The sequence below is a fragment of the Paenibacillus sp. FSL H7-0714 genome, assembly GCF_038003765.1.
GTDB lineage: Bacteria > Bacillota > Bacilli > Paenibacillales > Paenibacillaceae > Paenibacillus_AQ.
In genome coordinates this window covers 4,065,861-4,088,365 of record NZ_JBBOPT010000001.1, presented here as the reverse complement: position 1 = coordinate 4,088,365, position 22,505 = coordinate 4,065,861, and the positions used below count along the sequence as shown (strand labels likewise).

At 42.9% G+C, this 22,505-nt stretch carries 22 protein-coding genes; 15 read left to right on the top strand and 7 right to left on the bottom strand.

Annotated features, from left to right (window positions below; translation table 11 throughout):
- Positions 1 to 14 precede the first annotated feature (14 nt).
- Positions 15 to 1,763 (bottom strand): ABC transporter ATP-binding protein, encoded by a 1,749-nt coding sequence (locus tag NST34_RS18240; protein WP_076298841.1) that lies wholly within the window; start codon positions 1,761 to 1,763, stop codon positions 15 to 17.
- 546 nt (positions 1,764 to 2,309) lie between these two features.
- Between NST34_RS18240 and NST34_RS18235 the strand changes: the two genes are divergently transcribed.
- Positions 2,310 to 2,627, top strand: a complete 318-nt coding sequence (locus NST34_RS18235) for a HesB/YadR/YfhF family protein (RefSeq protein ID WP_076298842.1) — start codon at positions 2,310 to 2,312, stop codon at positions 2,625 to 2,627.
- 75 nt (positions 2,628 to 2,702) lie between these two features.
- Here the strand turns inward: NST34_RS18235 and NST34_RS18230 are convergent, their stop codons facing one another.
- The gene (locus NST34_RS18230; protein ID WP_042128412.1) at positions 2,703 to 3,218 is read right to left on the bottom strand and encodes a hypothetical protein; all 516 of its coding nucleotides are present in this window, start codon (positions 3,216 to 3,218) and stop codon (positions 2,703 to 2,705) included.
- Between the two features lie 124 nt (positions 3,219 to 3,342).
- On the opposite strand from NST34_RS18230, the gene NST34_RS18225 reads away from it, so the two are divergent.
- From NST34_RS18225 to NST34_RS18215, 3 genes are all read left to right on the top strand, one after another.
- Entirely contained in the window at positions 3,343 to 5,091 is a 1,749-nt protein-coding gene (locus tag NST34_RS18225; protein ID WP_341128488.1) for an ABC transporter ATP-binding protein, read from the top strand.
- A 133-nt stretch (positions 5,092 to 5,224) separates the two neighbouring features.
- Positions 5,225 to 5,743 carry a sigma-70 family RNA polymerase sigma factor gene (locus NST34_RS18220; protein WP_341128487.1) on the top strand — a complete coding sequence of 173 codons (519 nt, stop codon included), beginning with the start codon at positions 5,225 to 5,227 and terminating at the stop codon, positions 5,741 to 5,743.
- The gene (locus tag NST34_RS18215) at positions 5,736 to 6,674 is read left to right on the top strand and encodes a DUF4179 domain-containing protein (protein ID WP_341128486.1); all 939 of its coding nucleotides are present in this window, start codon (positions 5,736 to 5,738) and stop codon (positions 6,672 to 6,674) included. The genes NST34_RS18220 and NST34_RS18215 overlap by 8 nt, the downstream gene beginning before the upstream one ends.
- A gap of 77 nt (positions 6,675 to 6,751) precedes the next feature.
- Here NST34_RS18215 and NST34_RS18210 read toward each other — a convergent pair whose 3' ends face one another.
- Positions 6,752 to 7,195, bottom strand: coding sequence for a DUF441 domain-containing protein (locus NST34_RS18210; protein ID WP_042188929.1), 444 nt, complete (start codon positions 7,193 to 7,195; stop codon positions 6,752 to 6,754).
- A 1-nt stretch (position 7,196) separates the two neighbouring features.
- Positions 7,197 to 8,201, bottom strand: coding sequence for a YpdA family putative bacillithiol disulfide reductase (locus NST34_RS18205; RefSeq protein WP_042188927.1), 1,005 nt, complete (start codon positions 8,199 to 8,201; stop codon positions 7,197 to 7,199).
- Positions 8,202 to 8,382: 181 nt separating this feature from the next.
- On the opposite strand from NST34_RS18205, the gene NST34_RS18200 reads away from it, so the two are divergent.
- The 4 genes from NST34_RS18200 (at position 8,383) to rsgA (ending at position 11,977) form a co-directional block, all read left to right on the top strand.
- Positions 8,383 to 8,979 carry a DUF2087 domain-containing protein gene (locus NST34_RS18200; RefSeq protein ID WP_340970396.1) on the top strand — a complete coding sequence of 199 codons (597 nt, stop codon included), beginning with the start codon at positions 8,383 to 8,385 and terminating at the stop codon, positions 8,977 to 8,979.
- A gap of 121 nt (positions 8,980 to 9,100) precedes the next feature.
- Positions 9,101 to 9,556, top strand: coding sequence for a DUF3939 domain-containing protein (locus NST34_RS18195; protein WP_341128485.1), 456 nt, complete (start codon positions 9,101 to 9,103; stop codon positions 9,554 to 9,556).
- A 161-nt stretch (positions 9,557 to 9,717) separates the two neighbouring features.
- Positions 9,718 to 10,389, top strand: a complete 672-nt coding sequence (locus NST34_RS18190; RefSeq protein ID WP_042188921.1) for an HAD family hydrolase — start codon at positions 9,718 to 9,720, stop codon at positions 10,387 to 10,389.
- A gap of 496 nt (positions 10,390 to 10,885) precedes the next feature.
- Positions 10,886 to 11,977 carry a ribosome small subunit-dependent GTPase A gene (gene rsgA / locus NST34_RS18185; protein ID WP_341128484.1) on the top strand — a complete coding sequence of 364 codons (1,092 nt, stop codon included), beginning with the start codon at positions 10,886 to 10,888 and terminating at the stop codon, positions 11,975 to 11,977.
- A 119-nt stretch (positions 11,978 to 12,096) separates the two neighbouring features.
- On the opposite strand, the gene NST34_RS18180 is transcribed toward rsgA, so the two are convergent.
- Both NST34_RS18180 and NST34_RS18175 read right to left on the bottom strand, forming a co-directional pair.
- Positions 12,097 to 12,723, bottom strand: coding sequence for an FMN-dependent NADH-azoreductase (locus NST34_RS18180; RefSeq protein WP_042188917.1), 627 nt, complete (start codon positions 12,721 to 12,723; stop codon positions 12,097 to 12,099).
- A gap of 495 nt (positions 12,724 to 13,218) precedes the next feature.
- A complete protein-coding gene (locus NST34_RS18175; protein WP_042128392.1) occupies positions 13,219 to 13,458 on the bottom strand; it encodes a hypothetical protein in 240 nt (79 codons plus the stop codon).
- 142 nt (positions 13,459 to 13,600) lie between these two features.
- On the opposite strand from NST34_RS18175, the gene NST34_RS18170 reads away from it, so the two are divergent.
- A complete protein-coding gene (locus NST34_RS18170) occupies positions 13,601 to 14,269 on the top strand; it encodes a hypothetical protein (RefSeq protein WP_042188915.1) in 669 nt (222 codons plus the stop codon).
- Here NST34_RS18170 and NST34_RS18165 read toward each other — a convergent pair.
- A complete protein-coding gene (locus tag NST34_RS18165) occupies positions 14,256 to 15,950 on the bottom strand; it encodes an alpha-amylase family glycosyl hydrolase (RefSeq protein WP_341128483.1) in 1,695 nt (564 codons plus the stop codon). The two genes, NST34_RS18170 and NST34_RS18165, sit on opposite strands and share 14 nt — an antisense overlap.
- Before the next feature lie 273 nt (positions 15,951 to 16,223).
- On the opposite strand from NST34_RS18165, the gene NST34_RS18160 reads away from it, so the two are divergent.
- The 6 genes from NST34_RS18160 to NST34_RS18135 all read left to right on the top strand — a co-directional run bounded on the left by NST34_RS18160 (position 16,224) and on the right by NST34_RS18135 (position 21,964).
- On the top strand, positions 16,224 to 17,246 hold the full coding sequence (locus NST34_RS18160; RefSeq protein ID WP_341128482.1) for an ABC transporter substrate-binding protein: 1,023 nt from the start codon (positions 16,224 to 16,226) through the stop codon (positions 17,244 to 17,246).
- A 52-nt stretch (positions 17,247 to 17,298) separates the two neighbouring features.
- Positions 17,299 to 18,075, top strand: a complete 777-nt coding sequence (locus tag NST34_RS18155; RefSeq protein ID WP_076283504.1) for an ABC transporter ATP-binding protein — start codon at positions 17,299 to 17,301, stop codon at positions 18,073 to 18,075.
- Positions 18,075 to 18,911 carry an ABC transporter permease gene (locus tag NST34_RS18150; protein ID WP_341128481.1) on the top strand — a complete coding sequence of 279 codons (837 nt, stop codon included), beginning with the start codon at positions 18,075 to 18,077 and terminating at the stop codon, positions 18,909 to 18,911. Before NST34_RS18155 ends, NST34_RS18150 begins: the two co-directional genes overlap by 1 nt.
- Positions 18,912 to 19,006: 95 nt before the next feature.
- Positions 19,007 to 19,993, top strand: coding sequence for an aromatic acid exporter family protein (locus NST34_RS18145; RefSeq protein ID WP_042188904.1), 987 nt, complete (start codon positions 19,007 to 19,009; stop codon positions 19,991 to 19,993).
- A gap of 165 nt (positions 19,994 to 20,158) precedes the next feature.
- A complete protein-coding gene (locus NST34_RS18140; protein ID WP_052404322.1) occupies positions 20,159 to 21,181 on the top strand; it encodes an HD-GYP domain-containing protein in 1,023 nt (340 codons plus the stop codon).
- 225 nt (positions 21,182 to 21,406) lie between these two features.
- Positions 21,407 to 21,964 carry an outer spore coat protein CotE gene (locus tag NST34_RS18135; protein WP_036687755.1) on the top strand — a complete coding sequence of 186 codons (558 nt, stop codon included), beginning with the start codon at positions 21,407 to 21,409 and terminating at the stop codon, positions 21,962 to 21,964.
- The last annotated feature ends 541 nt before the right edge of the window (positions 21,965 to 22,505 follow it).

Here is a 22,505-nt window from a genome sequence, read left to right as displayed (position 1 = left end):
AGCTAGTATGTCTTTTAATCATTCGATAAATTATTCTCTACTTGTTGCCGGTCATACTGCTCGCGGTACCAGCCATTCAGATCCAGCAGCTCTTGATGCGTACCACGTTCCACGATATGTCCGTTATCAAGTACGACGATCATGTCGGCATGTTGAACAGCAGAGAGGCGGTGCGTAGAGATCAATGTAGTCTTTCCCGCACGCTCTTGGCGAATATTCTCAATGATCTGAGCTTCAGTACGAGCGTCAACAGCGGATAAGGCATCGTCCAGAATCAGTACATCTGGATTTGCGATAAAGGCTCTGGATAAGGATACACGTTGTTTTTGTCCACCGGATAAGGATACTCCACGTTCACCAACCAACGTATCTAAACCATCGGATAATGTTCCTAAGTCATTTTGGAAGGCGGCAGCTGTGATAGCTTTCATGATCGTATCGTCATCCGCGTTGTCTAGACCAAATTGAATATTCTGACGTACTGATTTGGAGAAAAGGATCTGCTCTTGAGGAACATAACCCATCCAGCTGTGTAGTTGATCCAATGAAATCTGTTGAATCGGAACTCCAGAGATGAGAATTTCACCATTACCTGTCGGATATTCACGAAGCAGCTGTTTGAGGAGCGTTGATTTACCGCTTCCCGTACGACCGACTACACCTAGTGTTTGCCCTTGGTTTAAGGTCAGACTGACATTGCTTAGATTGTCAATCGTCGATGAGGGATAACGGAAGGTCACATCGTTAAGTTCAATTCGGGTAGGATTAGCAACTTGAACCGGATTGTCAGCACTTTGAACATCCGCTTTGGAGTTTAGCGTCTCATCAATACGTTCGAGAGAAGCGCCACCACGTTGCATGATGTTAATAAGCTCTCCAATAGCGAACATCGGCCAAACGATCATTCCGAGGTACATATTAAAGGAGACAAGATCCCCTAGGGTGATCTGATTACGGAACACAAGATATATCCCATAGGTAAGACCGATAATGTAGCTGAGCCCTACGCAGAACCGAATCGTCGGTTCGAAGAAGGCATCGACACGGGCGACGGCCATGTTCTTGTTGTATACATCTTCTGTAATATCTGAGAATCTCTTCTCATCAAGTCTTTCTTGTACATAAGCACGGATAACTCGCACACCTGAGACAGACTCGAGAACCTGATCATTCATATCTCCGAACGCATCTTGTGCTAAGCTGTAACGATCATGGATCGCTTTACCATAAAAAATCATAGCTATTGCAATTAGTGGTAATGGTAAGACAGCTGCAAGTGTCAGCTTCCAGCTGACAAGAAAACCCATTGCGAATAGTACGACAGTGAGGTAAATTGTAGAATCCACCAGGGTGAGCATCCCGAATCCAACGGTAGCTGAGACAGCTCTGATATCATTGGTTGCCCGAGCCATCAGGTCGCCGGTTCTATTGCGTTCGAAAAACGACGGGGTCATGGTCATCAAATGATTCATAAATCTCGAGCGCAGCAGGCGCTCTACGAGGTTGGAGCCTCCGAATAATTTGTGCATCCATATGTAGGTAATCCAATAAATGACTAGCAGCAAAATGAGGATCATACCGATATACTTGGCTAACGATGCTGTAGTAATAGAACCGCGTACTATGTCGTCAATGGCATTGCCTAGCAGACGTGGGGGGAATAATTCAAGAACACCTACACCAATAAGTAAGATAAGGCCAATCAGGTAACGCCTTTTTTCTCGGCGAAAGAACCAGCCCAGATTACGGAGAACGGAGAACAAGTAAATCCCTTCCTTTCGAGTTAAAATACTAGCTGTGATGTTGGAAAAAAGCGCAAGTGGTTATCTCAACAGCCAAGAAAAAACGACGTTGTCGTCCTTCAAAGATGACAACCGACAAAAAAGGCATATCATCCGAAAACGGACGATATGCCTGTAATTTACAGCTATCATGCGCACGGTGCTATACAGCACCAGGCATGTGAGAGACCTTCAAGAACTAAAGTTATACGATCAATTACACTCGCAGGGAACTTCAGGATGGTTTCACCACTTGGGCTGCTTCGGTATTCGGTTGATTGGAAATTCCAACAATAGTTATTTGATATGGCTGTAACTTCGTAAACACCGCGCTCACCCCTTTCATTGATTTAATAATAACTTTTGGTAATAACTAGTAGACCGTTAGTTATGTTCAGAGTTTATCACTCGCTTCGCAAAGTTGTCAAACTAATTTTTGAGGAGCTTGGGAAAACATTAATTGTATAAAGGTATTTGAATATCGATTCATTTTCAGTATGATTAGACTATACAAAGGAGCTGAGAGAGATGAACATGGAAATTAGTCAAGCAGCGGCAGCTTGGTTTAAAAGAGAACTGGATCTTAAGAATGGAGACTATATTCGTTTATTTCCCCGCTATAGCTCGGGAGGTGGACTTCACCCTGGTTTCTCACTGGGTATCGGGACGGAGGCACCAGGACGTTCGGCAATACAAGTTGAACAAGACGGTATTGTGTTCTACATGGAAGAGCAGGACTTATGGTATATGGAAGGTTACGGCTTAACTATTGTGTATTCTGAGGCAGACGATGACATTGAATATAAGTATGAAGCCAAATCGGTGCCTGGCGGAGTACAGGTTTAAATGTCTTAATTTTGTTTTTTTTCTAATGTGAAAAGCCCTTGCCAAAAGGCAGGGCTTTTTCTAGTGTTGATATAATCAGTGCGAATTGCGAAACGTTTCTTCCTCCATAGCAAAATCGAAATCGTCAATGTCGTATACTTGAACAGGGACTCCACCTTCAATAATGCGTTGAATCAGCTCGAATTGATCTGTAAGAATAGGCACCTTCTCACGTTGTGAGGACAATAGAAGCTCCGTTTCGATAGGATCGAACGTTTCGCCGTAGACAGCGGTATCCATGCTGTTAATGATGGTAATCTTTGATTGTCCGCCTAGTAGAATACCAGAGCTTTTTGCCCAAGGAACAGCCAGACAGCGGTTGATTTTTTTAGCATTAAGTGGCTCTTCAAAATAGGCAATGAGCTCACCAATCTTGAGTTTGACATGCTTGTCATCATCTGGACGGTTCATTAACGGATCATCACTGTCCCGCAGTTCGTATAATTCCATCACGGTCGTATAAGGCACTATATATTCTACAGGGCTGCTCGATATGAGAAGCTGGCCGTAAATCGCCATCATGACGGCTTCCGTCACAAATTGTCTAGACATCTTTATCCTCCTGAAGTTCGGGTACTGCTATCGTACTTATGGACTTAAAAATATAAAAACACTGTAGAGCGCAAAAGTCAACTGTACTTAGCAACTCAGTAAAGAGAAAGGACAGAATATCCCTGTGAAGCAATGGAAATCATATTTTACTTTTGTACGGCCTTACATGAAATGGATTGTGTTTACGCTCTTTATAGGTATGATCAAGTTCAGCATCCCGTTGACACTGCCTATGATTCTGAAATACGTAGTCGATGATCTGCTGATGAACCCTGCCATGAGTGCCCAGGAGCGGGTATCGCAATTGATGCTCATCCTCGGAGGCGCTTTTGTTTTATTCGTAATTGTAAGGGGACCGGTGGAGTATTACCGGCAGTATTTTGCACAGCTGATCACAAGTAAGATATTGTTCGATATGCGGAATAAGCTATACAGTCACTTACAGCGGTTGTCGCTGCGGTATTATCAGAATACAAAAGTGGGCGAAGCGATTTCAAGATTTATAAATGATGTGGAACAGACCAAAAATTTAGTAGAAGTCGGAATGATGAATGTATGGCTGGATTTATTTACGCTAGTGTTTGCGCTTGGTTTTATGTTTTATTTGAATCCAGTGCTGGCGCTAGTATCTATCGCTGTACTTCCGTTCTACGCCTTTGCGGTAAGTAAACTATATAAACGACTTAAGGTGTTAACGAAAGACCGTTCACAGGCTCTGGCTGGCATTCAAGGCTATCTTCATGAACGGATTCAAGGCATTTCGATCATCCGCAGCTTCACCATGGAAAAAGTGGATCAGAAGCAGTTCGAAGATATCAACGGTAACTTTCTCAAAAAAGCGATGGCTCAAACTCGTTGGAATGCGATTACCTTCGCGATTATTAACACACTAACGGATATTGCACCACTGCTAGTCATCGGATACGGTGGTTATCAAGTGATTCATGGGAATTTGACTGTGGGAACCTTTGTTGCTTTCTTCGGCTATCTGGACCGGATGTATGCGCCTCTGCGTCGATTGATTAATTCCTCGACAGTGCTCACGCAAGCCTCGGCTTCCCTTGAACGGGTGCTTGAGCTGCTGGAAGAGCCTTATGATATCGTGGATAAACCGGGAGCAAGACCTCTGACGAATACACGTGGTGAAATTGATTTTTATAATGTTTGGTTCAAATACAACGAAGAGAATGATTGGGTACTGAAGGATATTAATTTAAGTATCAAACCTGGTCAGACGGTCGCTTTTGTTGGAATGAGTGGTGGCGGGAAGTCCTCTCTCATAAGCTTGATCCCGCGATTCTATGACATAAGCAAAGGTAGCCTCCAGATGGATGGTCAGGATATACAGGGTTTGACGCAGGAGAGTTTGCGAAGAGCCGTTGGGATGGTGCTTCAAGATAATTTCTTATTTAGTGGGTCTGTACGAGATAATATCTTGTTCGGCAATCCTAATGCTACAGAGGAGCAAGTCCTTTCGGCGGCGAGAGCTGCCAATGCGCATGATTTTATTGAGCAGCTGCCGCTAGGCTATGATACAGAAGTGGGAGAACGTGGAGTGAAGCTGTCCGGTGGGCAAAAGCAACGGGTAGCCATAGCAAGGGTGTTTCTTAAAGACCCAAAGGTTCTTATATTAGACGAAGCTACGTCAGCACTGGATCTGGAATCAGAGCATTTAATTCAACAAGCGCTGCAATCCCTCTCGTCGGAACGAACTACACTCATTGTTGCGCATAGACTGTCTACGATTACACATGCTGATCAGATCGTGGTGCTTGAGAATGGTGAAATCACAGAACGTGGTACACATGAGGAACTAATGGGACTGGACGGAAGTTATGCGAGATTGTTTAACGTACAGCATTTGGATACATGATAAGATCTAACATTATAATAAATTACTTAGGTGGTCTTCTCGGGAGAGAGGGCCATTTTTTTAAATCCATTTGAGTCTTTTTGAATATCACGTGCGTCTAAAAAATATAAGCAACATGAAAGGTAGTGAGAACTTGAATACAACAGAGCTGGAGGAAAAGGCGATAGCGGGTGATGAAGACAGCTTTACTGCATTGATAGACGGGATGCAAGAGCGTCTTTACCGTATGGCGTACTCCTATGTGAGGAATAAGGATGATGCGCTGGAGATTGTACAGGAGACCGTCTATAAAGCGTACATCTCAATTCATAAACTGCAGCAACCTCAATATTTTAAAACTTGGCTCACAAAAATAGCCGTCAATTGTGCCTTGGACTTTATCCGAAAATCTAAAAAAATCGTGTATATGGAGAAAGATCCCGAAGGCAGCTACGCTTCAGAACCCATAGAGGATGTCATTGATCTTCAGGAGGCGCTAAGAGTCCTTGATAAAAGATCAAGAATGATCATTGTGATGAGGTATTTTGAAGACTTGCCCATAAAGGAAATTGCCGGGGTATTGGACATGCCAGAGAGTACAGTGAAAACCGTCATCTATCGGGGATTAGGGAAATTAAAAATTAATATGAAGGGGAGTGAGTACTTTGGATAATCAACTTGAACGTTTACAGAAAGCATACAACGATATTGAAATCCCCGAAGAACTATCACAAGCTTCTCGAAAAGGTATTGAAAGAGGAAAACGCTATAAACAACAGAAAAGAGGAATAAAAATGAGCGGATTAAAATGGACAGGATCAGTTGCAGCAGCAGTTATCATTTCTTTTACAGTGGGTGTAAATACGGTACCCGCCTTCGCGGATAGTATGAATCAAGTGCCCGTTCTAGGCAAGCTGGTAAGTGTATTGAAATTTACGGATGGAAGTGCAGGCGGCGGCACGATTCAGGATGGAGTAGATGTCAATTTCATTTCGTTGAAACATCAGAAGAACAGTGATCAAATGATTTTAAATTTTGCAAATTCGGACAATACACAAGACCTTGCAAGCTCTTATAACGTAAAATTCACTGACAATCCTTATACAATGACCGTAACCGTGAGTGGGGCAAGGAACTTCTCAGCTGTTAAAGATCTTGAGACATTAAAAGAAAGCAAGTATGTTCAAGATGCTTATCCTTTAATTACATTGGATGACTCGATGATACGTTTCAATGTAACCTTCAAAGAGCCAGTTGCTTATGAGGTAAAGGAATATAAGGAGCCGGCACAGGTGGCGATTACATTGAAGGATAAGAAGGGTGACGTGGAGGAAGGAACTTCTATCTATTCACTTAGAACGGTCTCAGAGCCTTCCGGCGAGAGTCAAGGCATGGCTGAAGAGATGTTATTCGGGTTAGAGAACGTGCGCGTATTAAAGGATCAGAAGGGATTATTCCTAGTGGAAGCTGGGTATTTCAATACAGAAGCAGAAGCTTTGGCCCAACTGAAAAAAATTCAAACAGAGCATGGGGTTGGTGATCTATTGTTTGTAGAAAAACGATCGTCTCAGGAAATTCCACAGTCCATTTCTCAGGCTGAATAAAAATAAAATAGAGCAGCGATTCTCTCGATAGTGGAGAATTGCTGCTCTATTTTTGTGTTGAATGGTTGCTCCACCTTTTACATTTTGCCAATCAAGAGCGACAATATACCGGCTGCGATAAGCGGTCCTACTGGGACACCCTTGAACAATGCAACGCCAATCACTGTTCCGATCAGGAGACCCGCAACAACTGTGGGCTGGTTGGTCATAAGGATGGCTCCGCGTCCACCAAGATAAGCGACGAGAATGCCGATCGCAATCGCAAGAAGAGACTTCCAGTGGAGGAAGGACTGACCGACCATCTGTAGCGATATTTTTCCGCTGGCCAAGGGCGTCATGACCCCGATCGTAAGAATGATAATCCCAATGGTTAAACCATATTTCTCAAGCCAAGGGAAGGTCTGCTGCAGGCCAAGAACTCTTAGCAGTAGTAGGACGACCATTGCTATTGTTACAGGGGAATTACTGCTTATAATACCGAGCGCAGCAAGACCAAGCAAAAGCAAAGAGGTCATGTCCATCTTAAACGTTCAACTCCTTATTGTGAGAACTGCGCTTCGCAAGAATGTGATCTGCGATAAGTTTACCATGCCCACGTCCTGTCTCAATAAATACTTCATTTGCATTGCGGCCTGAGGCGATTACTCCTGCAACATAAAGACCTGGAACATTACTTTCCATAGTTGAAGGATTAAAAGCTGGCTTATCCATATCGTCATCCATAACTACGCCGGCAGAAGTGAGAAGCACCCGGCTAGGCCGGAAGCCAGTTAAAGCAAGGACGAAATCATTATCTATGGATTTTTTGTCTCCATTATGACTCGTAACTATAACCGAACTAGCCGTAATTTCAGTAACACGTGATTCCAGATGTAGAGTGATCTTACCCTTTTGTACCATCCCTTCAAAGATTGGCCGAACCCAAGGCTTAATATTCGAGGAAATGCTCTCACCACGATAGACCATATCGACTGTAGCTCCAACACGCATAAGCTCCAGTGCTGCATCTACCGCAGAATTACTGCCACCAATGACAGTAACTTTCATCCCTGTATATGGATGGGCTTCACCGAAATAGTGGGTAACTTTAGGAAGTTCTTCCCCTGGAATGCCGATCATATTCGGTTGATCAAAATAACCTGTAGCGATAACGACATTTGCAGTGATACGTGTGTGATGCTCACCACGCATATTGGACGTATGTACAGCATAGGTTCCATCTTCCAGAGGCTCAATGGATAACGCTTCTTCGTAAGCGGCGATATCTAGACCATACTGCTTCGCAGCCCGGCGGTAATAGACAAGAGCTTCATGGCGGTATGGTTTATCATTGGTCGAGGTGAAAGGAACGTCTCCGATTTCTAATAACTCAGCGGTACTGAAGAATTGCATATTTGTTGGATACAAATAAATGGAGTGTACGATAAAGCTTTTTTCAATAATGAGACTGGACAGTCCTTGGCGCTGGCATTCGATAGCTGCCGAGAGGCCGCAAGGACCTGCACCGATAATAATTACATCTTTCATACAGTGGGTTACCTCCTGATTGTTACTATCTTTTCTTTAAATCCTACCCTAAATTCATTCATTTTGCCATAAGCATAAGGTTAAACATAATAACCATTGCAAGAATAATGTTGATTGTTATATAATTAGATATATATCTAATGTGTATCTAGCTTTTGAAAGTTGAAGGAGTGTGATTCCAATGCAGTTAGAAAAAATAGTGAACTATCATAAAGCTTTGGCTGACCCAACACGTCTTCGTTTATTGTTGCTTCTGTCACAAGGAGAAATGCACGGACAAGCGCTGGCTGAGAAATTGAATTTATCACAACCAACGGTAACTCATCATGCAGCGAAATTGCGTGAAGCAGCTCTAATAAAGGAACGACGTGACAAAAATACAGTTTATTTTAAGTTGAATCCAGAATTCATTAGTAGTGGCGCTGAGGCTTCACTTCAGTTTATTTTTTCGAAAGGAGCGAGAAATATGGAAGAGAAATCACCTGAAAATAGTCTAAAGGAGTCTGTGCTGCGTAACTTTTTTTCTAAGGATGGGCGGCTTCGGCAAATCCCGGCACAATATAAGAAGAAACTGATCGCACTTCAGTTCATGGTTGAGAAGCTAGAGCCAGGGGTAGTTTATAGTGAGAAGGAAATTAACGAGTTTATTAAGCAGTTCCATGAAGATTTTGCTACCATTCGGCGTGAATTTATTATGCATCAGTTTATGTATCGTGAGAATGATAAATATGAACTTAATCCCCAAGAAATTTGGATGCGTTGGGAAGATGTCAAATAATGATCATAAAGTTGTTAACAATTTGTGTCTGTTGGAAATATGCTGATTAAGTGGGAGGAATTCGAATATAATAGAATTGTAAGCGTTAACAAAGATAGTTTTTCGAAAGGAGACTTGTCTTATGTTTTTTAAACGCACAAAAAAACAACCCCAATCCGATCATATTACCGTTACCCTAACCCAAGTCAAGCAGGCGATCAGACAGTTTGAAGAAGATATGCCTGCGCTCATTAGTAGAACAGCTTTAATCCTTGACGACAAAAGAATAGATTTGAGCAGACTAAAACGGTATTTAGGAGGAATTCCAGAGCAGAATTTCTATATGTCACGCGAGACCTATGAAGTTTTCGAGGAACAAGATAAGCTTGTTCCGTATTACCTTGATATGGTTCAGTCCGCTGTAGACAATTACATCAGTGATACTGGTCAGTTGCCACTTGTTGAAGATGCATGGTTACCTGAGGTCCATTATCGTTTGCTAGCCACAGAAAGTTATCTCAAAGAAACCCCTCCTTTCCCACTGTATATCACAGAAGAGGAAATGATGCTGACACATCGTGCGGAGCATTTTGAGTAAATGAATAAATCAAATTTAAAGCCTATATAGACTGTTCGGTAGAAGGGGAGACAGCAGTTCCTTTTTACAGAATGGTCTTTTCATTGTCTTCAAAGGCATAGTACAATAGATTTCTGTAAGTTAAATTTTTATAATCAACAGCATATAAGGGGAATCGCTTGATGAAAGAAGTACAAGCTATATTATTTGATTTGGATAATACTTTAATGGATCGTGACCATACATTTCGCAGTTTTAGTACTCAGTTTGTTCAGGATTTTCTAGGACATTTGGAAGCTGAAGAAGCGCAGAAGGTAGTAGAAGATATGATTCACAGAGATGCTGATGGTTACCGTGATAAGGACGGATTCTTCGTAGAGCTAAGCGAGGTACTGCCTTGGGAAACACCAGTTACGGCTGAACATATTCGTGCATATTATGATGCAAGTTATATCAATCATGGTGCTACGATGAAGGATGCTGTGGACGTTCTGAAGTACTGCAAAGAGCGCGGTTATATACTTGGTCTGGTTACCAACGGCAAAGTAGATATCCAGAACACCAAAATTGATACCCTTGCCCTGCGAGAGTACTTCAAGGCTATTGTCATTTCTGGAGAAGTAGAAATTGCTAAGCCTGATCCTAAGATTTATCAACTTGCATTAGACAGATTGGGAGTTACTGCGGATCAGACATTGTTTATTGGAGATCACCCGGTGAATGATATCTGGGGTGCAGGGAAAGCAGGGCTACAAGGCATTTGGCTGCAAAGAAAACATGCCTGGGACGAGCAATTGGACATACAACCTTGGAAGATAATCTACGAGTTGAATGAGCTTAAGTCCATTTTGTAATTTTATCAAAATTTATAGTTGACATTATACGGCAGCGCCGTTTATGATAACAGCATCTTATTTCGGAAGGAGACGATGTTTTATGACAGTTTTAAATGTAATGAACTCAACTGTTGTGGATACGTGTCTTCCGGGAACAGCGGCTGCCGAATAAGTTATTCGTGCAGTTTAGCAGGTAAGCTCTATTACGCTTATTAGAGCCGCGGGAACCGTATTGGGTCCGGCGGCTTTTTTGTGTATATAGAATCGATAGGAATTGTAGTTAATTGTCTATTTCTCTATATATCGCACGGGGAAATGAACTTATCCTTGTCTTTAGGATGAGACATTTTCCTGATTATGTGTACACTTTTTGTCCTTTTCGTCCTAGAGGAGTTCATGAAGTGTGACCGCCGCCGGAGTCTTAAATTCCGACGGCTTTTTGTGTTCTCGGAAAATGCTAGCAGTACATGGTAAATAAAAACAAAAACTTAAACAGATCTTTAGGAGGATTCAAATGACTAACATACAGCAATATGGTTGGAATGAAAATTGGAGTTCAAAATGGGATGAAAAGTGGAAGGAGACGGAGGATAAACGGCTTGTTCCCGGAAGAATTGTAGGCGATTTTGGCAGTAAGTATAGGGTGATGACTGATTTGGGAGAGACATGGGGGGAGCTATCAGGCAAGCTGAGACATACGTTTGTCGCTTCAGGTGATTTTCCTGCGATCGGCGACTGGGTGGCTCTTTCAATGCAGGATGGCGGCGAGCATGCGATTTTACATGGGATATTGCCTCGGCATAGTGTCATCTCACGCAAGGTAGCTGGTAACACACAAGAGGAGCAGATTGTTGCCTCGAATGTAGACACTTTATTTCTGGTCAGTGCTTTGAATGATGACTTTAATGTTCGGCGGATGGAGAGATACTTAATCATGGCTTGGAACAGCGGGGCCAATCCAGTCATTCTGCTGACCAAAGCAGATCTTTGCCTAGATGCAGAGAGTAAAATTGCCGAAATGGAAAGCGCCGCACCAGGTGTGCCAGTTCATGCGGTTAGTGCACTGCAAGATAATGGCCGTGAGAAGCTGCTGCCTTACATTGGGAGTGGCCAGACAGTAGCTCTAACGGGCTCATCAGGCTGCGGCAAATCTACGATGGTCAACTGGTTATGTGGAAAGAATCTTCAGCTTACACAGGATGTAAGAGAAGGCGATAGCCGTGGACGCCATACTACTACCCACCGTGAACTGTTTATTATGCCGGACAGAGGAATCATAGTAGACACACCAGGGATGCGTGAGCTGCAGCTGTGGGAAGATGAGGGTGGATTAGATCTGGCGTTCAGTGATATTAGCAGCTTAGCTGCTGCATGTCGGTTTAGTAACTGTAGACATGAACGTGAGGAGGGCTGTGCGGTACTTGAAGCGGTTCATAACGGTGAGCTCGAAGAGAAGAGACTGCTGAACTACCGAAAGACACAGCGGGAGCTGCTGTACCAGAGCACCAAAGAGGTGAAGCTCAAGAGAAAAACTGCAGCTTCTTCTAAAGTTCATTCGACAAGGACTAGAGGGTACGGTTGGCGTAAAGAACTTGATGAGTATTAGAAGAACTTTATAGACAGCGACGGAGGAAAGATTAGTGTTCCAATAGGCTAGAAAGTCAAAAAAAGGGTGACCCTGAGCTCAGGGTCACCCTTTTTTATTAAATTCTCTTATAGCTTGTATTAAAACGATGCTGCAGTTTCCTTAGCCAATTGCAATCCGTTCTCAATAATTTCAGCGGATTGTGCAGGAAGTTGGTTGTGGCCTTCGATGATTACTTGAGTAATATCTTTGATACCCCAAAGGTTAAGGTTACCAACGATGAAGTTTACAGCCATTTCAGCACTTGCTGCAGGACCTTCGGAATAAATGCCACCTCTAGCGTTCAGTACGATTGCTTTTTTACCTGTCAAAAGACCAACTGGACCTTCAGCAGTGTAAGAGAATGTTTTGCCAGCTTGGCAAAGGTAATCGACATAAGTATGCAATACAGCTGGTACAGTCATGTTCCACAGTGGGAAACCGAATACTACTTTATCAGCAGCGATAAACTGTTCCAGATATTTATTAACTACAGCAGCACCTGCTGCTTCTTCAGCTGTTAGTTCGTAACCTTGAGCAGCTTTGTACATACCAGTGATCAGGGTATTGTCGTAGTAAGGAAGTTGCTCTGCGAACAAATCAAGTTCAGTGATTTCATCTTCTGGATTGTTAAGTTTGTAGTTCTCCAAAAATTCATTGTAAAGCTTAACACTTACGGATTGTTCTGCTGGACGGTTGTTTGCTTTGATAAATAAAACATTAGACATTATGATTGCTCCCTTGGATGTGTGTATTTAATATTAACTATAAATAATATAGCATGTATTTTTTTGTTTGTAAATTATTTTTTTGTGATTTTTTTAGGGGAGAAAGAGTATTTTATAAAGGAACAAGAGTTTGAATAATAGAAATCCCGGTTAATAAACTTACAAGGAAACAGGAAAATATTCCCTATATTCATAAGGATCTGAATGAATTAAAAGGAGCGATGGACATGTCCATTGATCGGTTTATCATTAAGAAATTGGATAGCTGTCACGAAGAGCATACACGCCAAAATTTAGTGAGACTCTTTAAACTTCGAATACAGAAAGCTGAAAAAGCAGAGAATAAGAACTATAAGATTAGCTGATATTGTCCCATCCTGGTGTAATCATTCATTACTAAAGCTGCAAAACTTAAAAACAGCAAGTCTCTTTCAGAGACTTGCTGTTTTGTCTGCCAAAGGATAAAAGAAACTTTACAAAAAAACTACCCCTCTATTAATAGAGGGATAGCGCCAATGAATCATTCTCACTATAACTGTGCAATATAGCCTCAGAGCCTTTAATTTCGATACTAATTAATGAATTCAGGCATTTCTGGATAGCATTCTTGCCCTTTTGAATTTTGAGCTCCAACGTACTGTTAAGTAATCTAAGTACTTTTTGAGTGGGCTGTTTATTTTCTGTTGTGAAATACACAGGTACAAGTTTGTTCTGAAATGTGATGAGCATTCTCATTTTGAAGACACCTCGCTAAAAGTATTTCATGTTAATGATAATACCCTTTGTTTCTTAATTTTACCTTAAAATTAGCTTATGATAACATAAAGATTGTTAGATTAATATACATATATATGAAATACAGGAAGGATACAATGATGTGAATGACAATGGATTGGCCGATTTAACGCATTTTTTATTTCCAGATGAAGTAATGGGGCAAGCAGTTCTGGATCAGTTACATACAGGTTTAAACGCAGAACGGATCTGTAGATTGAAATATAAAGAGAAGGAGGAAATGAAGGATCTGTGTCTGCAAATACATAAAGACCGGATACTAGTAATCTGCAATAGTAACCCGGAAACCCTGCCCTATGAATTAAAGGATGAAAGTGAAACGGAGAGCTTTTGTCTTCAGCTGTTCGAATGTGAGAACATGAAGGAGCTCTTTAATCACGGGATTCCGGCATTACTAATGTCAAAAAGAAAATTTGAGGAGCTGAAAAAAAGCTCATGCTCATCCACGCTGCAAATGCTCTCAGATTGTTTAGCAGCAGAGACAGGGGATGATGTACATTCCATCCAACTAGCACGGGTAATGAAGTGCTTCATGGCGGAAGGAGAATTACGACTCTGTACGTCCAGTGACAGTGGATGGAGCTTCCAGAAAGCACGCTTCTTAGGCGATCATTCCAGTGGCTGGTTGTTACGAATGAGCAGTGATCCATCCAAAGACTGGCTTATAGCCCTCCCGATTACAAAAGCTCAATTATGTGGGTCAGTAACAAAGTGGGTGTTACATTCTTCCGCATTTCTCACTCCACAATAGCAGTTGAATAAGGAGGGAGGGTAAGTTGATCTGAATTCAAGATCGATTTGACAGCAATCGTCTTTAGGATCTTGGAGTAAGAGAAACCCTCGACATTGGGTTGTAGTACAATAGTTTGTTCTTCTCCAGTAAGGTTATGAACGACGAGCACCTGATCCTGTGTTGTTAGTCGTTCGTAAGCCATAACCCCGGGATTGCCAGAAGCATAGTCACGGATTCCGCCATCCCGGAGCGCAGGAATCTCATTTCTTAGCGCAATAAACTCGCGATATCTTTCTAGCATTGAACCACTGTCATTCAGCTGGCTCTCAACATCAACGTTTATCGCACCCGCATTATTACGTCCGGCCTCCCAAGTAGTCTGCCCCTCTCCTTGATCAGCTGCACTCCATCTCATAGGCTCTCGAAGTCCTTCATCTGGCTTCACACCGCGCATTCCAATTTCTTCACCATAATAGATAAAAGGATTCCCAGGCAAAGTTAATAGTAGGGCTGCTGCCATTTTTGCATGATTCGGGTTATTGTCTAATTGACTCATGACTCTGTTTTGATCATGATTCGTCAAGAAAGTAGCATCGGTAAATTGGTTATCGGATATTTTGGAATACAATTTATAGGTTCGTTCCAGCGTAAAGGCCGTTCCGCTGTCTTTTTCAGTTTTTACAGAGTTCACCAGTGTTTCTGCTAAGCCAAAGTTAAAGCTTGAGTTAAAAGCTTGATCTAAATAAGCTCCGACAGTGACAGCAGAATTCTCCCAGACCTCGCCAACTATATATGCCTCTGGATTTACTTCATTCATAGCCTTGCGGAACTCCTGCCACCAGGACACATTTTTAGCGGTAGTAGCCTCACTTTTATCACTCAAAAGATCTTCGTAGATATGCTTCGCAGCATCTAGTCGGAAGCCATCCACACCTTGCTCCAGCCAAAATTTTCCGATGTCCTTCATCTCAGTACGAACTTCTGTATTATCGAAATTCAGATCAGGCATGCCTTCCCAAAATCCGCCCAGATAATGACTGCCAAGTATAGAATGCCACGCACTGCCACCGCCAGCAGCGCTGGCTCCATTTGCGGGACGACCTTGATCTTCAGCCCAGACGTACCAATCGCGATATTTGCTGTCACTGTTTTTAGCCGAGTCTACGAACCATGGGTGTTCTTTGGAGGTATGATTCACAACCAAATCCATAATTATTTTTATTCCTCGTTTATGCGCTTCTTTAATTAGCTCCTGCATATCCTCAATCGTCCCATAATCAGGATTAATCGCACGATAATCGGTTACATCATATCCATGATAGCTTGGTGATGGGTTGATGGGCATGAGCCAAATCCCGCCAATCCCCAAATCAGTCGTGGTTTCAGGATTCCCATCATTTAAGTAATCCAGCTTTTGGGTGATCCCTTTTAGATCTCCAATGCCATCGCCGTCTGAATCATAGAAGGAACGAACAAATAATTCATAATAAACAGCGGAAGGTTGTTCATCCGTCTTATTTATCAATGCTTGAGGTGTAGCGGTGCTCTGAATGGAGTCTGCTTTAGGGGAGGGCGTGGCAATGGATGTTTTGTTGCTTTGATTACCAGAACAACCGGACAGCAGTAATGTGGTTAGACTGATGCCCACCAGAGAGCATATTGTGATTTTTTTGGTTTTGAATGCAACACCTTTATACATATGTAATAACTCCTTCTATTGCAAATTTTCTAATTCAAGAAATGGAAAGCGCTTTATTTCCTATAGTACTCGAATGCATCCCCATTGGTAAAACGTTTGCACAGATACAAAAACAGCAAATTAAACGATATTTATCCATTCCTTCAATAAAAGTCGCTAGTATCATGGTTATTCTTGGATTTCCCTAGGTTATTGGAGGTTTTAACCTTTTCGTAGGCATCTGCATATGCTTTAAGCAAGGGCGAAGGACCCGGTAAGAAAGGAGAATGAAGAATGAAGATTAGGAAAAAGCTGTCATTGTCGCTCATGATCATTACTTTATGCTTTTCAGTGCTTGCCGGTTGCGGCGGAAAGTCAGAGTTGGTAAAGGTGAAGATTGGTGAAGTCACCCGTTCTGTCTTTTATGCACCCGAATATGTTGCCTTATCACAAAATTTCTTTAAAGACGAAGGACTTGACGTAGAGCTACAGACGATCCCCGGTGGAGATAAAACCATGACTGCACTCCTCTCAGGTGCCATCGATGTTGCATTGGTAGGTTCTGAAACCTCCATTTATGTGTATCAACAGGGTTCAGATGATCCGGTTATTAATTTTGCACAGCTTACTCAGAGGGATGGAACGTTCCTGTTTGCCCGTAAAGCTGACGGAGCGTTTAACTGGGATAAAGTGAAGGGTTCTACCTTCCTGGGGCAAAGAAAAGGCGGAATGCCACAAATGGCAGGTGCGTTTACTTTATCTAAAAAAGGAATAGATCCTACCAAAGACATTACCTTGATCCAAAATATTGACTTTGCTAATATTGCCGGTGCTTTTGCTTCAGGCACAGGCGATTATGTGCAGCTGTTTGAACCACAGGCTTCAATCTTTGAACGTGAGAACCGAGGTGCAGTAGTGGCTTCGTTTGGTGTGGAAAGCGGCTATTTACCGTACACCGTGTTTATGTCTAAGAACAGCTATATTAGTAAAAATGGAGACACGGTACAGAAGTTCACAAATGCGATCCAGCGTGCTCAGCTTTGGGTGAAGGAACATAGCCCTGAAGAAATTGCGGATGCGATAATGACTTATTTTGATAAGACGGATAGAGATATCGTGGTTTCTGCAGTCAAACGTTATAAGGAACAGGATACCTATGCGGTTAATCCAATTATAGATCAAGAAGAATGGAACAATTTGCTTGATGTGATTGATAATGCTGGTGAGCTTAAAGAACGCGTTCCTGCTGACAAAATAGTGAATAACAGTTTTGCTGAAAAAGCTGAGAAGAGCATTAAGAGTAGCACTTCAAAATAAGAGAGAACCAAAGATCCTAAATAAGATGTGTAAATTGAAGGAGGGGCTGACAATGCTTCCAGTAGTGCAATTAAAGGGAGTAACGCATGCCTATCTTGGCGACCGTGAAGCTTCACTGGCCGTTGAGGACCTGAACCTTAATGTCGAGCAAGGAGAGTTCGTTAGCTTAGTCGGACCAAGTGGTTGCGGTAAGACGACTCTCCTATCGATTATTGCAGGACTGCTGCAGCCATCTCAAGGCGAAGTGTTCGTAAATGGAGAGCCCATTATGGGACCCTCACCAGAGGTTGGGTATATGCTGCAGCAGGATTATCTTTTTCCTTGGCGGAGTATTCTGGACAATGCCATTCTCGGACTAGAGCTGACTGGAAACTTGAACGAGGAGAGCAGAAAGCGGACGTTGGAGCTACTACGAGAGATGGGCTTAGAGGGCAAAGAGCACGCCTTTCCTACTCAGTTATCAGGTGGGATGCGGCAGAGAGTGGCTCTGGTACGCACCTTGGCAACGAATCCTGGACTCCTTCTACTAGACGAGCCGTTCTCGGCACTTGATTACCAGATCAAATTACAGCTGGAAGATTTGGTCTCTGAGACCTTACGCAGCAGGGGGACAACTGCAATATTAGTTACTCATGATCTATCTGAGGCCATTGCGGTAAGCAGCAGTGTTATTCTTCTACAACGAAATCCAGGGAAGATCCGAAAAGTATTTTCAGTGCCAGAGCAAATCCGGTCAGCACCTCCGCTATTTGCACGTGATCAGCCAGGCTTTTCGGAGCTTTTTCATGAAATATGGAAAGAGATGGAGATTGCAGGGAGGGAAAGCTAATGAAGCATACGGAGCAATCGGGGTTATTAGCTTCCCGTGAACAGTGGCTACAACAATTGCATGGCGATTATAAAAAAACGAAGCACCGCTGGCGCAATCAGGTGATTGTTGTAAGGAGCAGCCTGTTACTGCTGTTTTTTGTTCTCTGGGAAGCTGGCGCAAGAATGGGCTGGATTGATGAGTTATTATTCAGCTATCCCACAAAAATCTTCCGGCAGATCTGGGGAGATATGGTCAGTGGAAGCTTGTGGCCGCATCTGGGGATGACGGTAGGTGAGACTGCGGTAGGCTTTGTACTAGGAACGCTATTAGGGACACTACTTGCTGTGATCATTTGGTGGTCTCCTTTTTTATCAGCAGTGCTTGATCCGTATATGGTCGTATTTAACAGTATGCCGAAGGTGGCGCTGGGGCCGATTTTTATCGTCATGTTCGGAGCCGGATTCACTGCTATCGTTGTTACTACTTTATCTATAACGGTGATTATAACGACGCTTGTTGTGTACAATAGTTTTTGCAGTGTGGATCCGAATCTGGTTAAGGTGGTTCGTTCCTTCGGAGCTTCCAGAGTTCAGGTGTTCTTTAAAGTAATTCTTCCAGCCTCGTTCCCGACGGTGGTCTCCACCTTAAAGGTGAATGTTGGGATGTCATGGGTAGGGGTTATCGTAGGGGAGTTCCTGGTCGCTAAATCGGGTCTGGGTTATCGGATTATTTATGGTTTCCAGGTCTTTAATTTCACGCTAGTGATGTCCAGTCTTTTGATTATCGCGGCCGTGGCTACAGCAATGTATCAATTAGTGGTATATCTTGAGAAGCGGTTGTTATCCCGGCGGTGAACCTTATGTAATATTGTGTCCGTACACAAAATCTTGTAACATGTCTATATCTTTACCTATTTATTGGGTTAGTGCTTGTAAGGAGAGATAAGGCTATGGGATTTCGTGTGATAAAAACAGCAGCAGCTACGTTATTATCCGTACTAGTTGCGTCTGCAGTGGGGATACCTAATGCGCAGAGTGCAGGCTTGCTGGCAATTTTGGGTGTAGAGGTTACTTTGAAAAGGAGTTTCCGAACGATAACGGCTCGTTTTTTAGCCTCGCTCGTGGGACTCTTTTTTGGCTGCATCCTATTCTGGCTTCTAGGGTTCCATTACTGGGTGCTCGGGCTGTATGTACTCGTGGGCTTTCCGATGATTGTAAAGTCTGGCTACAAAGAAGGAATTGTCACCAGCTCGGTTATCGTGTTTCGCGTGTTTGGACAAGCTGAACTATCGCTCCATGTCCTGTTGCAGCAAATAGAGCTTCTGGCTATCGGGCTCGGTTCAGCAGGGCTGGTAAACTTGATTTACATGCCTCAGACTGGTGGGGTCATTTATGGGATCCGTAAGGAAGTGGATCGCTATTTTTCGGTTATTTTTACACAGATGGCCCGAACGCTTCGAGATCCTGCGTATATTTGGGACGGCAAAGAATTAATTGACGCAGATAATACAGTGCAGCGGGGATTAACGGCAGCTACCCGTGAGATGGAGAATCATGTTATTCATCCTGATGAAGCATGGAATGTTTATTTCTACATGCGGAAGGAGCAACTGGAATCGATTCAAAGTATGATGCAGCTGCTTTCTCAAGTGTACCGCCATTTACCGCATGGGGAGATGGTTGCTGAGTTATTTGACCAGCTTAGCGGGGATGTGCTTGCGGAAGAATATACTGGACGAACTGAACATTTACTGGACGAGCTAACAAGAGAATTCGAAGAAATGGATCTGCCAGAGACACGTGAGGAATTTGAAGTGCGCTCAGCTATTCTTCAGTTATGCAGGGAACTGGCACTTTATTTAAAGATCGCTAAGCGGCATAAAATCCCGGTCAGTTACAAGCCGGAGAAACGTTTGAAGATTCGAAATAAGGCTTAAATTGAGGCTTTAATAAACTGAAGTATTAACTATCTCTGTCAAAATCACGATAAGATATGTATGAGCTAAAAGTTGATCACAGGATATGATTAACGATTTTATGGTGAGTTCAAATAATAGCAGGAAGTTCGGTAGTCGAATTTTCCGCATTGGCAGGTGAGGCGTATGGACAAAGTTATGGAATCATTTATAGGAAAACAGCTTATAGCTAACCTTTTTAATGACAAAGGAGTATTTGTTTTACCCGCATTGACTTTATTAAGTGCTGAGCATATACGATTAATTAATCAACATAAGATCACCCTAGAGTCTCATGACGTCGTACAGCTGGATAGCGCGGAATTTTTCCAACTTGCAATCGATGATTGCACAGCTGCGATAGAAAATATTTTTGAACAGCTTCGTCATAACAAAAACAAACGAATTCCTATGCTTGAAGTTAGAAATGAAGTCATTCCGTTTATTCAGCAGGTAAGCGAAAAGAATGACTTCTACGGCGTATTGGCTGCATTGCAGTCCAAGGATGATTATACATACAGACATAATGTAGCGGTTGGTATTTTATCTACATTGCTAGGTAAATGGCTAAAATTAAAGCCTGAGGATTTGAGTATGCTGACGATCGCAGCGACCCTTCATGATATCGGAAAAATGAGGATTCCGGATGAATTATTAACCCGGCCGGGCCCGTTGACCGCTGAGGAGTATCAGCTTATGAAAAAGCATACGACCTATGGATACGAGATGATCCGGGACACTATTGGAACCAATCATTTGCAAGCGCTCGTCGCCCTGCAGCATCATGAAAGAATGGACGGCAGTGGTTATCCATTCGGCGTACTTGGGAATCGGATCACTGATTTCAGTAAAATTGTTGCAGTAGCAGACGTGTTCCATGCGATGACATCCGACCGGTTTTATCGTAAAGCTTCACCTCTTTATGAAGTGTTGCTGCAGATGGAGGAAAACGTATTTGGCAAGCTTGACCCTTATATTTGTAGAGTCTTTATTAATAAGTTAATGCAGTCAATGATAGGGAATGAAGTGGAATTGACTGATGGACGGACAGGAAAAATCATTATGATTCTTGCTACTGATCCACTGCGTCCCCTCGTGAATATTGATGACGATTTTATTGACCTGAGCAAACATAGATCTATTGGTATTATGCGCGTAATCCCGCAATAGCGGGCTTTATAAGGTTTTTTTAACGTTCAGAATGGATATGTATCAGGCTGGACCATTTTTATAATCTACTCATATCTGTACAAATTTTGAAATAAAATGAACTATAAGTCTCCTGATAAGACCCTCTGGAGGGCTTACTCAAATTTATTTATAGACTAACAATCAACAAATGCCTAGAACCTGCATACACTTGATAGTGAATGATTGTATGGAGGAGGTTTAAAGATGTCATTAAGCCATAAACGTCAAACAAGGGAGATCATTACGAAGGCAATTTGCGGCAAAGGTCGTAAGTTCTCTACAGCAACCCATACCGTGACTCCGCCACATCACCCGACTAGTATTCTGGGGGCTTGGATTATCAACCACCAGTACGAAGCGGTTGCCGCCGGGAACGGAATCGAAGTAATTGGTACTTACGATGTAAACATCTGGTACTCGTACGACAAGAACAAGCAGACCGAGGTAGCTAAAGAAACGGTCTCCTATGTGGAGCTCATTCCGCTTTCGTACTTGGACACGAGACACCGCACTTCTACCGTTGAGGTCTCTGCGGAGGCAACGCAGGAACCCAACTGTGTAGAAGCGGGCGTATCGCCAGGCGGAGGCAGTGTGACACTTCGCGTAGAGCGCGAATTCGAAGTGGAGTTGGTGGCTGAGACCAAAGTCCGTGTGTATGTCACTGAGCAAAGCGATGATCCAGAAGACAAGGATTATGATTTTGAAGGTGATAGCTTCGATTACGATGATCTAGACCCTGACAATCTGGATGATGAACTGTAAGGAAGGATACGCCGCCGCTAACTGAGTACTGATGGGTTATGGTCCATTATATGTAGGGAGGGCGGCGGCGTAGAGGGCGAATGCCCTCCTTTTTTTTATTTATTTTTAGAATTAAAACTGGAATCAGAGTGGATGAAGAACAACTTGGTTCATATGAATGGGCAAGAAGTGCTACTGCAGGGCTTTCAATCTTGGGCTGCGATGGATGGAGGGGCAGGAGAATGAATGAGGGGTTTAAGGTGTATTGGGGATTGTCATCAGCACAGAGAGAGTCTAGATTATTTCGGAGCGGGATTGAAGCGACGCTCACTTCGTCTAGTAAGCAGGAACTGTTGCGAATGAAGGGCTCAGAAGCATCTCTGCGGAGAAACCAGACTTCTGGTGAAAGAAATCGCTTAGAAGATACATATGATACTCTGCCTTCCGATAAGGCCCATAAACAGTGCTATAACATACTCGTGTATAATTTGAACGTTCTGCAGATCACTCCACTAGGAGCAGGCCCAGGTATGCGCGCAGCCTCCGATTTGCTAGCCGGGGC